The sequence below is a fragment of the Anaerophaga thermohalophila str. Valhall genome (assembly GCF_000250735.1).
Classification (GTDB): domain Bacteria; phylum Bacteroidota; class Bacteroidia; order Bacteroidales; family Marinilabiliaceae; genus Anaerophaga; species Anaerophaga thermohalophila_A.
Genome location: NZ_AHZV01000049.1, coordinates 1 through 13031 on the forward strand (window position 1 = coordinate 1; position 13031 = coordinate 13031).

The following is a 13031-nucleotide window of genomic DNA, read 5'->3' on the forward strand; positions in this document are numbered from 1 at the left end:
CTGAACAGACACATGATAAGTAGGAATCTTTTCCTACTTTATAGACACGCACTGATTAGTGTCTGTCCATAAAGTACCATTTGCTGTGTTATGCTCGTCCGAAAATTACTCATTTACGATGAGTAAACTCCGTATTTTCGGACTTTGCAAGCCCTGTAAATGAAACTTTCTGAACAGACACACATATTGTAAAAATTTTTACGAATTTATAGACGAACACTAAATTATCTCTTGAAATATGAAGGTTTTCAAAAATATAATTCTGATTTTTACCCTTTTTTACGGGGTGAATGCTTTTCCTCAGGAGCCTTTGAGCAAAGATGTACGGGTAGAGCGTGAATACGACCCCAGTGTTTCGGATGCCATGAAAATCAATCTTATGCCCCAACGGGAAGACACGCTTGAATTCACTCCTGAGTTTAGCTACGATCTTGTGGGACATGCTTTGCCCGGTACTCCGGAAATTCAACCCATGCAGGCGGCCAGACTTGCCGGGCAAAGACCACGCGACCTTTATTCTTCGTATGTCCGCGGAGGGATGGGTAACTATCAGCTTCTGTTTGGTGATATCTTCTATAATCTGACACGTAACGAAAAATATGCCTTTTCACTTGGTTTGCAGCAGGAATCCTCTTGGGGAGAGTTGGAGCTGGAAAACGGAAAATCTGTTGATGCTCCCTATCATAGCACCCTTGGAGGGTTGTATTTTCGCCATTTTTTCGGCGAAAAAACCCTGGAACTTGACCTGAATTTCGATCGGTATGCTTACCGGTATTACGGATTTAACACTGTTAATACTGTAGAGGGTTCCTACATTAGTGATAAAACCGAAAATATTGTGTCAGGTGAGGATATGATGCCCGAACTTAAACAACGTCAAACATCCTTCGATTTGCATTTCGGATTGCACGGGCAACAATCAGATGTCAGTGAAACGCGATATCGCATGAACTTTGATTACAACGGATTTAACAACCTTACCGGCGTTGGAGAAAACAGTTTCTCGCTGGGTGGCGAATTGAATATTCCCTTCGGAGCGCTTTCTCTTTTTGTTGATGGTGGCGGTATTTATCGTCAGGTAAATGCACCTTCCGGTGAGAATGAGAAACCCGAATTATTTGTATTTGACGATCGTGAACAGATTTTTCTGACGGCCAATCCCAAAGTGGTTATCCCGGGTAACAAACTCAATGTTGAACTGGGCGTGAATGTAACCGGGGAATTCTCTGATACAGAGGAGTTTTATTTGTCACCACATGTTAAGGGCGATTTAGTGATTGCCGAAGGCGTTGTCTCAACCTTTCTGGGAATGTCGGGGGAAGTTCATCGCAACAGCTATCGGGATATTATGGCGGAAAATCCGTTTGTTTCTCCCGACGTGCTGGTTAAACCGGCTTTTACCAATATCAGGGGTTTTGCCGGGGTCAAGGGTAATTTTAGCAGTGCTACTTCTTTTACAGCCCGGCTCGATTACGAGTTTATCGAAGATGAACATTTCTTTGTCAACCGTAGTTTCGATCCTGACGGGGCAACGACAGAACCCGGATTGAGTAATCTTTTTGATGTAGAATATGATGATGTTACTTTATTTACCTTAACCGGCGAATTTCTGGTTCGTCCCGTGCGTGAGCTGGATATTATCCTTAAAGGCGTTTATTACGGATGGGAGCTGGATGTTTTGGATCATCCCTGGCACAAACCTGAAATGGAAATTGGCGTAAGGGCGGCATATATTTACAATGAAGAATGGCGGTTTGATGCTTCTTTTAATGTGCTGGGCGAAAGAAAAGCCTATGACCCAACGCAAGTCGGTGAAGTAAAGAACCTTAAGTCGGTAGCTGATTTTAATTTGGGTGCAAATTATCAATTAAATAAACGATTGCATTTTTTTGGAAGAATTCAGAATATATTTGCATCCAAATATTACCCGTGGGCAGGCTACCCCATGCAAGGTCTTAATGCCAGGGTGGGAGCAGGTTATTCATTTTAAAATCCAAAAGAACATCGCTGTAGAAATGAGAAAATGGCGCATCGAAGATTCAGAAGAGCTGTATAATATTAACGGCTGGGGAATCAATTATTTTTCTGTCAATGAGAAAGGTAATGTCGTGGTTACACCTCGTGGTAAAGGTGTGGAAGTAGACCTTAGAGAACTGGTTGACGAGCTTACCCTGAGGGATGTAGAAGCCCCGATGCTGATCCGTTTTCCGGATATTCTCGACAGCCGGATCGAAACCATGCAGAGTTGCTTCCGAAGAGCCAGGGAAGAGTACGAATATAAGGGGCAGAATTTTATTATCTATCCCATCAAAGTCAATCAGATGAAACCTGTGGTCGAAGAAATTGTCGGACACGGGAAGAAGGTTAACATAGGACTCGAAGCCGGTTCAAAACCCGAATTACATGCCGTTATTGCCACCAATACAGACAGTGATTCATTGATTGTTTGTAACGGCTATAAGGATGAAGCCTACATTGAGCTGGCACTGCTGGCTCAGAAAATGGGACGGCGTATTTTCCTGGTGGTTGAGAAATTTCATGAGTTGAAGCTGATTGCCAGCATCGCACGCAAACATAAGATTCGCCCCAATCTGGGCATTCGTATCAAGCTGGCAAGCTCTGGTAGCGGAAAATGGGAAGATTCAGGAGGCGATGTTAGTAAATTCGGGCTTACTTCAAGTGAGCTAATCCAGGCTTTGGACTATCTGGATGAACATCAAATGAAAGATTGCCTTAAATTGGTGCATTTTCATATTGGCAGTCAGGTCAACAAAATCCGAAGAATAAAAAACGCATTGAGAGAAGCTTCCCAGTTCTATGTTGAACTATATAAGCTTGGTTTCAGTGTTGAGTTTGTCGATATTGGTGGCGGTTTGGGCGTCGATTATGACGGCACCCGGTCGGCCAACAGCGAGAGTAGCATCAATTACAGTATTCAGGAGTATGTTAACGATGCTGTTTATACAATGGTAGAAGCCAGCAACAGGCACGAAATTCCGCATCCCAATATCATCACCGAATCGGGTCGTTCGCTCACGGCTCATCACTCCGTACTGATATTTGAAGCCCTGGAATCTACTTCGGTTCCGCAATGGGATGAGGATGAAGAAGTTTCTGAAGATGATCATGACCTGGTGAAAGACCTTTATGCGCTTTGGGATACACTGAATCAACCAAAAATGCTGGAAACATGGCACGATGCCCAGCAAATAAGAGAAGAGGCGCTCGACCGCTTCAGTTTTGGTCTGATCGACTTGAAAACAAGAGCTCAGGTAGAGCGGTTGTTTTGGTCCATTGCTCGTGAAGTACACGATATGGCCTCTAAATTGAAACATGTGCCCGATGAGTTGACAAATCTCCGAAAATTGTTGGCCGACAAATATTTCTGCAACTTTTCTTTGTTCCAGTCTTTGCCCGACAGCTGGGCCATCGACCAGATTTTCCCGGTAATACCGATTCACCGGCTCAACGAAAAACCGGACCGTGTGGCCACCCTCCAGGATGCAACCTGTGATTCCGATGGCAAAATCGATAATTTTATAGCAACCCGCAATTTTTCATACTACCTTCCGGTTCATAAATTGAAAAAAGATGAACCTTATTATATCGGTGTGTTCCTGGTTGGTGCTTATCAGGAAATTTTAGGTGATATGCACAACCTTTTTGGCGATACCAACGCGGTACATGTCTCTATTGATGAATCCGGTTACAAGATCGATCAGATCATCGACGGTGAGACTGTGGCTGAGGTTTTGGAATATGTTCAGTATAGTCCCAAAAAAATGGTGCGTACCGTAGAAACATGGGTTATGTCATCGGTTAAGAAAGGTGTCATCTCCGCAGAAGAAGGCAAAGAATTTTTGTCTAATTACCGATCCGGATTGTATGGATATACTTATCTGGAATGAATAAGTTGTTGGGGGAGCTGGGAATATATTTTCTTTTTGTCAGCATGATTTTTTACGCATAGTATTAACAACAATAGATCGTTAGATTCTTAGATATAAGATGTAAGATTATTTGTACAATCCTGATACAGTGCATTTTAATAAACAAACATCTTTATACACAAATAATTGGTTTGCAATTACTTTGAAATTAATTATTTCTCAATTTTGTGAAGAATGGATTATTGGAAAAGGAACTGGCAAAGCTTTTCTCTCATTTATTTGATTGGCGACAGGAAACAGATTATGCTGATTTTATTGAGTTTGATGAAGACACAGTAAGGCCTTTACTTACAAGTGTTCGAGAGTTAAACAAAAGACTGGATGAGTTAATTGAAAATGCCAGATAATTATAAATATTCTTTACAAACCATATTATTTCGCTTTCCTTTGGTTTTGTTATCTTTGCGCCAAAATCACATCTTAATACAAAACAGAAGGTAACAGGAGTATAATTCTTCTGCCTTCTGCCTGTTTTCCTTCTGCCTTTCAAAACAAATGCAGGATATAAAACAGGCCATATAAAATCATCATAATGGGAATTGAACAGCAGATTAAAGAGGCCGTTGCCAGGGCCGTTAAGGAATTGTACGGGGCCGATTTTGAACCGGAAAATGTATCCTTGGAACTGACCCGTAAAGATCAGCAAGGCGATTACACTGTGGTTGTATTCCCGCTATTGCAGATATCGCGTAAAAAGCCTGAAGATACTGGTGCTGAGATTGGAGAGTTTCTGAAAAAGCAGCTTTCTTCCATTGCCACATTTGAGGTAGTAAAAGGATTTCTGAATCTTACTTTGTCCCATTCATACTGGCTTTCGGTGTTGGAAGAAGCAGTGAATAACGAAAACTACGGTTTTACTGAGGCTGATGGGGATTCTCCTCAATTTATGATCGAGTATTCATCGCCCAATACCAATAAACCCTTACATCTTGGGCACATCAGGAATAATCTCCTGGGGTATTCTCTTTCCCGCATTGCATCGGCCAATGGCAACCGTGTGGTGAAAACCAATATCGTTAACGATCGGGGAATACACATCTGCAAATCTATGCTGGCCTGGAAAAAGTGGGGCAACGGTCAGACCCCTCAGTCTTCAGGGAAAAAAGGGGATCATCTGGTTGGTGATTTTTATGTAAGATTCGATCAGGAATACAAAAATGAACTCGCTGAGCTAATGGAGAAAGGCCTTTCGAAAGAGGAGGCCGAAAAAGCTTCCACCCTTATGCAGGAGGCCCGTGATATGTTGCGTGCCTGGGAAGCAGGCGACCCGGAGGTGGTTGATCTGTGGAAAATCATGAACGAATGGGTCTACGAAGGATTTGATGAAACCTACAAAGCTTTGGGTGTTGATTTCGACAAAATTTACTACGAGTCGCAAACCTACACTATCGGGCGCGAAATGGTTCTTAAAGGGTTGGAGAACGGGCTGTTTTATCGGAAAGAGGATGGTAGTGTTTGGGCCGATTTGTCCGATTTCGGACTGGATGAAAAACTGTTACTCAGATCGGACGGAACCTCGGTGTATATGACTCAGGACATTGGTACTGCCAAAATGCGTTTCGAAGACTATAAGATCGATAAAATGATCTATGTGGTAGGCAATGAACAGGATTATCATTTTAAGGTACTCTCTATCCTGTTGGACCGTCTGGGATTCGAATGGGGCAAAGACCTTGTACATTTCAGTTACGGTATGGTTGAATTGCCTGAAGGGAAAATGAAATCGCGCGAAGGAACTGTAGTCGATGCCGACGATTTGATTGCAGCAATGATAGACACCGCGCGCGAGATGTCCAAAGAATTGGGGAAACTCGACGGCTATTCCGATGAAGAGGCCGAACGTATTTACCGTATCATTGCACTGGGGGCATTGAAATACTTTATTCTGAAAGTTGACCCTAAAAAGAATATGACCTTCGATCCAAGGGAGTCGATTGACTTTAACGGCAATACCGGGCCTTTTATCCAATATACTTACGCCAGAGTACAGTCAATTTTCAGGAAGGCCGACGAAAAGGGCATCGATACATCATTGAATAAGCTGGTCAGAGATGTATCACTGACTCCCAAAGAAGCTGAAGTGCTTAAAATGATTAGCAATTTTCCTGGCGTTGTAAAAGATGCAGGTGAGGTTTACAGTCCGGCACTGGTAGCTAACTATGTTTACGATCTGGCCAGGGAATTTAACCAGTTCTATCACGAATCGCCCATCGTGTATGAAGAGGATGAGGCTGTTCGGGCCAATCGTCTTGCACTGACTTATGCTGTGGGCAATACCATTAAACAGGGAATGTGGCTTCTGGGAATTGATGTCCCGGAGAGGATGTAAAATTTCGCTGTTTTACCGGCACTATTACGCATTTTGTCGATTTCCTGTTGATTTGTTTTTCGTTCCGGGTTATCTTGCGCCTTAAATATAAACTCGCGAAAATTTTACAATATGTGTAACTGTTCATAAAGTGCTAGTTGCAAGGCTTGAGTAGCCGCCAAAAACGGAGTTTACTTTTCGTAAATGAGTATTTTGGCGGCAAGCGTAACACAGCAAATGGTCCTTTATGAACAGACGCTAAATAATTTTTTGCAGGTTTATCAATTAACAATTCATGGGACGAATAGAACATCTTCATCCTGCCATTGAGATTTCAGGGTTGACAAGATATTTTGGGAAAGTACATGCCGTCGATGGCATTGACCTGACTATTGAGAAAGGTGGCGTATATGGTATTCTGGGGCCTAACGGAGCCGGAAAAACCACGCTTATCCGTATGTTGGCCACCTTGCTGCATCCTTCCTCCGGCACCGCCAGAGTTTTAGGACATGACATTGTTTCCGAGGCCAAAGCAATTAGGAAATTGGTTAGTCTTACCGGTCAGTTTGCTTCTGTCGACGAGGATCTTACAGGACTTGAAAACCTTATTTTACTGGGACGCTTGTTCGGGTATTCATTTAGTCAGGCAAAAAGCAGGGCTCGTGAGCTTTTAGATGGTTTCGGATTGATGGACGCTGCCAAACGTCAGGTGAAAACATATTCGGGGGGAATGCGCAGGCGGCTTGATATTGCCGCCAGTCTTGTGGTGCGCCCGGAATTGATTTTTCTGGATGAGCCCACCACCGGACTTGATCCACGTAGCCGCAATCAGGTTTGGGATATCGTTCGGGAACTCGTGGCCGATGGCACCACTGTTCTGCTGACCACTCAATACCTTGATGAAGCCGACCAGCTTGCACGACGTATTGCGGTCATCGATCATGGAAAAGTTATTGCAAAAGGGACTCCTACTGAGCTTAAACACTCTGTGGGGACTCGAGTGTTGCGGGTACATTTGCGGGATGAAAAGCAAAAGGCCGGGGCAAAAGATGTTATCTCCCTTATTGTGAATTCCGAAATTTCTGATGATACCGATCCTTTTCAGATTTCCCTGCAGGTAGAAAGTACCATGCAGGCCTCTCATATTATTTCAGCACTCTCGAATGCAGGTTTAGATGTTGCCGGGTTCTCACTTGGGCAGCCGAGCCTCGATGAGGTATTTCTGGCACTGACTGGAGAACCTGCCGGGAAAGAGAAAGATTCTTAAAACAAAGGGCTTCAGAGACAAATAATCATAGAATATCCAGGTAATGAGTAGAGACATTCAGACGAAAACAGCAACAAAGTCACCAGGTGAGGCCAAAAACAGTAGCATTCAATCTATCCTTTCAGCCGGTACACGTCCCAAAGAAGCAAATGCTTTTTCGGCGTCTGTTACTTTTGGGTGGCGTGCGCTGCTTAAGATAAAGCATGTTCCCGAGCAATTGTTTGATGTTACGGCTTTTCCGATAATGTTTACATTGTTGTTTACCTATCTTTTAGGAGGGGCCATTGCAGGTTCTACCGGTGAATACCTGCAATACCTTTTACCGGGCATATTGGCACAAACGGTTGTAATGATCACTGTTTATACAGGAGTGGCTGTGAACAATGATATCCGAAAAGGTGTATTTGACCGTTTTCGTTCGCTTCCCATTTGGCAACCTTCTGTTTTAGTTGGTGCATTGCTCGGCGATGCTGCGCGATATACCCTGGCATCTTCTATTGTCATCACTCTGGGAATGATTTTGGGATTTCGCCCCGAAGGAGGTATCCCGGGGGTTATTATGGCTGTACTTTTGCTTTTGGTCTTTTCGTTCAGTCTCTCATGGATATGGACGGCCATCGGCTTCATTGCCCGGTCGCAGGAGTCGCTGTTTTTCCTTAGTTTTGTGATCTTATTCCCCCTGACTTTCGCCAGCAATATTTTTGTTGATCCGCAAACCATGCCGGGCTGGCTTGAGGCATTTGTTGAAGTGAATCCGGTTACATTTCTGGTAAAGGCCATGCGCGGGTTGATGCACGGTGCTCCCGAAGTAGAAGGCATAGGTGTTACCCTTGCTATTTCTGCCGGTCTGGTCGCTGTTTTTGGGCCACTGACCATGTACTTGTTTAGGAGTAAGAAGTAAAAAAGTGAAGCTGATTATATACCTATCGATTCAGTTAAAATTGATTTTATTGTTCTTTTCAGGTGGGGATTTATTTGCTTTTTCACCCTACTGCCCATAGCAAAATTTTCCCAAGCAACGCTGTCTGGTATTTAGGAATTTTATCGGAAATAATTTTCTGTATTTGATCTTCTTTTGTCATAGCGGGGGTATCGGACGATGCAATTTTTTCAATTTCTGCCAAAGTGGCACTGTCGAAAAATTGTTGTAGAATTTCTTTGAGTTCTGCTGTGTTTTTTCCAGCTGTTGGGGCTTTTTTCGGTTCCTGACTGGCTGCATCAGTAATGCATATCCGTAGCAATTCCCTGACGCTTTCCTTAACAGGGTCCTCGCTGCCGGCAGTGTCACGCAACGACCAGCTGTTGTACTGATAATCGGTATTGGCCAGTTCTTTTACATATAAACTGTGGGGTCCAAAAATTTTTTCCAGAACCAGAAGTGTTCCTTTCTTCCAGGCCGACCAGTCGAAGTGTTTCTGATCCAGCCGCTTCAGTCGTTCTTCCAAAAGTGCACAATTAGCTGATTTGTTTGGGTTTTCTTCCATTTGTGTAACGTGTGAGGTTGATAATTGCGGTGAAAAATTCGTTTTTTCTTCCGGAAACTTTTTCTGGTACGAAATTTAATAATTTATCCCGTAAAACAGCAATTCAGGGCGTATTTATTGAGTATTAGAAATATTTATGAATTAATGAGTTACAAAGCTTGCAAAAAAAATATTTTTCGCACTCTTTCAGCAAGCAGCGCACCAGCCCCCGGACGGGCAAGTGTTCCTCCATAAGTTATTTATTAATTTATAAGGGTAATGCGGCAATACTTTTCCGGTCTTGCCGGGGAATTGAAAGAACTGCCCGATCCGGGAAGGCGTCAAGATTTCAGTATTAATGAAATCGCAATCAGTGGCATATTCAGCAACCTCTATTTACATCTGGCTTCTATTTTAAATACAGGTTGTCCGACGGGTTGTTCAATGCCGGATTTGTTTTCATGGTTCGCTGCTGCCCTGAGTATATGCACAAAAAAGCCGGTACCTGGCGGCACCGGCTTTTGTTTTGACAAATAATAAATGAGTTTGGCAATAATGATACTTTTTACAACTCACTCATAAATCAAATCAGTGATAAATACTATTTCGACACTTTTAATATCTCGGTGATCATTTTTGTCAACTGTTCTTTGGGAACGTATCCTAAAACGGCTCTTGGTTCTTCGTTTAAAGGGATGAACACAATGGTTGGTAAACTACGAATGCCGAAAGCTGCCGACAGCTCGCGCGATTTTTCAGTGTCTATTTTATAAACCTGAAGTTTCCCGTTGTATTCGCCTTGAATTTCTTCCAACAATGGCGATAATTTACGACAGGGACCGCACCAATCGGCATAAAAATCCAGAATAGCCGGTTTACTTCCTTTATAAACCCATTCACTATTGTTTTCATAGTCGAACACCTTTTCAATAAAAGCGGCCTTGTCTAAAGTAATGACCTTATTTCCCGCGGTTGTATCTTCACCGGGTGAAACGGCCTTTAAATTTTGAGTTCCTGTAACCAAAAAGAGAGCAAGAACCATTAATATTGATACGTAATTCCTCATAATTGTTGACATGTTGGTGTTGGTAAAAAAGAGAAAATGAAGGGGAGATGATTATTTCTCCACCTTCAAAACATCTTTAATGGCGCGCTCAAAGGTGTCTTTAGGCAAGGCACCCTGTGCCATTTGTGGTTGCCCGTCGGTAGGAACAAACAGTAACGACGGAATACTCTGTATACCGAACATTCCGGCCAGCTCACGCTGATCTTCGGTATCGATTTTATATATATCTAATTTCCCGTCGTATTCTTCCGAAAGTTCCTCCAAAATAGGCGCTACCATCTTGCAAGGCTGACACCAGTCGGCGTAGAAGTCTATCAAACAAGGTTTGTCACCTTCAAATTTCCATTCTTTATTGTTTTCGTAATCAAAAACTTTTTCCTTGAAAGTTTCTTTTGTCAAAAATTCAACCATAATTCTTGTTGCTTTTAATAAATTCTGATGCAAAAATAATGAATTCTCTCGTTATATTCAAAATATCTAAATTTGTAAATACTTTCATACAATCACCGTGCCAAAAAATCTGAGTTTTGTCAACCCTTCGCCCGATTGGGATTTTATTGTATTTTTGGCATTTCAACATAAACCTGTTGCCAGAATTGTTCGTTAAAATAACCTGTAAGCTAAGCCTCAAAGCGTTTATAGAAAAAGCCCGAACAGCTTTTAGTACATAAACACTTAAGTCAACCAGATGTTTGAGCGGGTACAATTTATTTTTACAGGGAGAAGGGAGAAGAGAGAAGGCGGACGGCAGAAGGCAGAAGGCAGAAGGGAGATTATTAGTGTCTTACTCCTGATATTCGTGTTTTTTGGGGAAAATATTCCCCGGCGTTTTATAGAAAATGGCTATGCCATTTATTGTTTGGCAACCGCGAATGTTACGAATTTAGCGAATTATTATCGCACCTTTGGTGCGAATTTAAAAGACTATTCCGTTTAACAAAAGCTGTCGTCACGCCCTTGCCGTTTGATTGCAAGAATTCAAAAATAATTGTTTAGCAATTAGCTAATCCGACAAATTATGACTTAAGCTTTTTAGTTATTTTTGGCTCCGGCTTGTCCAGGGTAGGTTTAAGATGAATCGAATATGAAAGGGATTGCCCAGATAATTATACGTATAAATCCTTATAGGTGAGTTCCGTCAGGCCAATAACTTATACTAATTTCATACAAATGAAGCAACATTTGAAATCACCGGTTTTTCGAGCCATATCAGAAATTGCTGACGATTGTGACAAAGAGGCGTATGTTATCGGCGGTTTTGTCAGGGATATTATTCTTAACCGTCCTACCACCGATATCGATGTTGTTGTTGTGGGCAGCGGCATTGAATTAGCGCAAAAAGTAGCAAAAAAATTAGGTGGACTGAAGATCAGTGTTTTCAGGAATTTTGGCACTGCAATGTTTAAATACAGAGGATTGGATGTTGAGTTTGTCGGGGCCCGCAAGGAATCATATCAGCAAGATAGTCGAAAGCCGGTTGTGGAGAACGGTACTCTTGAAGATGATCAAAACCGGCGCGATTTCACAATAAATGCCCTGGCTCTGTCTTTGAATAAAAAAACGTTTGGAGAGCTGCTTGATCCGTTTAACGGAATGAAAGACCTTGAAGAAGGAATTATTCGTACTCCGCAGGATCCAATGGTGACTTTTTCTGACGATCCTTTGCGAATGTTGAGAGCTGTACGCTTTGCTACTCAATTGGGGTTTAGAATAGAAGAAAAGACCTTTGAAGGGATTATCGCTCAGAAAGAAAGATTGAAGATTGTGTCCATGGAAAGGGTCTCCGAGGAGCTCAATAAGATTTTAATGGCTTATAAACCTTCAACAGGGTTTAAGCTTTTGGACAAAACCGGTCTGCTCCCCATGATATTACCCGAGCTGCAGGATTTAAAGGGAGTAGAAAAGATAAATGGCATAGGGCACAAAGATAATTTTTACCACACGCTCGAAGTACTGGATCAACTGGTTCCGCAATCCGATGATCTCTGGCTTCGGTGGGCGGCACTATTGCACGATATTGCCAAACCACGCACCAAACGTTTCGATCCCAATCAGGGATGGACATTCCATGCCCATAACCACGTGGGTATGAAAATGGTTCCAAAAATATTTAAACGACTTCGGTTGCCTCAGAATGACAAAATGAAGTTTGTCCAGAAGATGGTAGAACTGCACATGCGTCCCATCGTGCTCAGTGAAGACGAAGTTACCGATTCGGCTGTTCGCCGCTTGTTATTCGAAGCGGGTGATGACATTGACAGCCTGATGACCCTTTGTGAAGCCGATATCACCTCCAAAAATGAAGTTAAAGTCCGGAAGTTTTTGCGCAATTTTAAAATGGTGCGTCAAAGGCTAAAAGAGATTGAAGAAAAAGACCGAATCAGAAATTTTCAGCCTCCTGTATCGGGTGAGGAGATCATGAAAACTTTCGGGTTACCTCCCTGCAGAACGGTAGGCGAAATAAAATCGGCCATAAAAGAGGCCATTCTTGAAGGTGAAATTCATAACAACTATGAAGAAGCCCGCGCCTTTATGTTGAAAAAAGGAAAAGAATTTGGGCTACGGAGTTCTGAGCCCCCTGACTCCTCCCGTGGATGATGACGTTGCGTTGGGGGCTGTTCAGGCAAACAAGAATTTATAATTGTTGCAATCCTTTCCATGCTGAAGATATCTGCTGAAAAACAACTCTTTTGAAAGCTGATAAATTTCAGAACTCCTGACTTAATAGCAAATTCAGATGTCACAGATTTATTACACAAAATCATTCAGTTCATAAAATCTAACCTGAACAAGCCAGAACCAAACAGGTCATTCAAAATTGAATAAAAAATTCCCTTCTGTAATGCTTTCCAATAAAGAGCTGCAGAAAGTTTTAAACCTGCATTATTCATAAATTATCACTGCTTTCCGACTAAAATGAAACGGATTTAATGAAATCGTGTATTTATGTGCGTTCTGAATACTTTTACACAGTCCA

11 protein-coding genes are annotated in these 13031 nt (G+C 42.4%); 8 read left to right on the forward strand and 3 right to left on the reverse strand.

Going from position 1 to position 13031, the window contains the following annotated elements; translation table 11 throughout:
• Positions 1-238 precede the first annotated feature (238 nt).
• From OQ5_RS0102015 to OQ5_RS0102040, 6 genes are all read left to right on the forward strand, one after another.
• Complete coding sequence (locus OQ5_RS0102015; RefSeq protein WP_016775890.1) at positions 239-1990, forward strand: TonB-dependent receptor; 1752 nt, start codon at positions 239-241, stop codon at positions 1988-1990.
• A gap of 25 nt (positions 1991-2015) precedes the next feature.
• Positions 2016-3908: a biosynthetic arginine decarboxylase gene (speA, locus tag OQ5_RS0102020; protein WP_016775891.1), complete on the forward strand. Its 1893-nt coding sequence runs from the start codon at positions 2016-2018 to the stop codon at positions 3906-3908.
• Between the two features lie 209 nt (positions 3909-4117).
• The gene (locus tag OQ5_RS19980; RefSeq protein ID WP_016775892.1) at positions 4118-4297 is read left to right on the forward strand and encodes a hypothetical protein; all 180 of its coding nucleotides are present in this window, start codon (positions 4118-4120) and stop codon (positions 4295-4297) included.
• Between the two features lie 185 nt (positions 4298-4482).
• Positions 4483-6279: an arginine--tRNA ligase gene (gene argS / locus OQ5_RS0102030; RefSeq protein ID WP_016775893.1), complete on the forward strand. Its 1797-nt coding sequence runs from the start codon at positions 4483-4485 to the stop codon at positions 6277-6279.
• 274 nt (positions 6280-6553) lie between these two features.
• Positions 6554-7525 (forward strand): ATP-binding cassette domain-containing protein, encoded by a 972-nt coding sequence (locus tag OQ5_RS0102035; protein WP_016775894.1) that lies wholly within the window; start codon positions 6554-6556, stop codon positions 7523-7525.
• 43 nt (positions 7526-7568) lie between these two features.
• Positions 7569-8426: an ABC transporter permease gene (locus tag OQ5_RS0102040; RefSeq protein ID WP_016775895.1), complete on the forward strand. Its 858-nt coding sequence runs from the start codon at positions 7569-7571 to the stop codon at positions 8424-8426.
• A gap of 82 nt (positions 8427-8508) precedes the next feature.
• On the opposite strand, the gene OQ5_RS0102045 is transcribed toward OQ5_RS0102040, so the two are convergent.
• Positions 8509-9009 (reverse strand): hypothetical protein, encoded by a 501-nt coding sequence (locus tag OQ5_RS0102045; RefSeq protein ID WP_016775896.1) that lies wholly within the window; start codon positions 9007-9009, stop codon positions 8509-8511.
• Between the two features lie 258 nt (positions 9010-9267).
• Here OQ5_RS0102045 and OQ5_RS0102050 point away from each other — a divergent pair, with 258 nt between their 5' ends.
• The gene (locus OQ5_RS0102050; RefSeq protein WP_016775897.1) at positions 9268-9525 is read left to right on the forward strand and encodes a hypothetical protein; all 258 of its coding nucleotides are present in this window, start codon (positions 9268-9270) and stop codon (positions 9523-9525) included.
• Between the two features lie 64 nt (positions 9526-9589).
• On the opposite strand, the gene trxA (OQ5_RS0102055) is transcribed toward OQ5_RS0102050, so the two are convergent.
• Both trxA (OQ5_RS0102055) and trxA (OQ5_RS0102060) read right to left on the reverse strand, forming a co-directional pair.
• Complete coding sequence (gene trxA / locus OQ5_RS0102055; RefSeq protein ID WP_255297339.1) at positions 9590-10054, reverse strand: thioredoxin; 465 nt, start codon at positions 10052-10054, stop codon at positions 9590-9592.
• A 51-nt stretch (positions 10055-10105) separates the two neighbouring features.
• Positions 10106-10465: a thioredoxin gene (gene trxA / locus OQ5_RS0102060; protein ID WP_016775899.1), complete on the reverse strand. Its 360-nt coding sequence runs from the start codon at positions 10463-10465 to the stop codon at positions 10106-10108.
• Between the two features lie 759 nt (positions 10466-11224).
• Here trxA (OQ5_RS0102060) and OQ5_RS0102075 point away from each other — a divergent pair.
• The gene (locus tag OQ5_RS0102075; protein ID WP_016775902.1) at positions 11225-12652 is read left to right on the forward strand and encodes a CCA tRNA nucleotidyltransferase; all 1428 of its coding nucleotides are present in this window, start codon (positions 11225-11227) and stop codon (positions 12650-12652) included.
• Positions 12653-13031 lie beyond the last annotated feature (379 nt).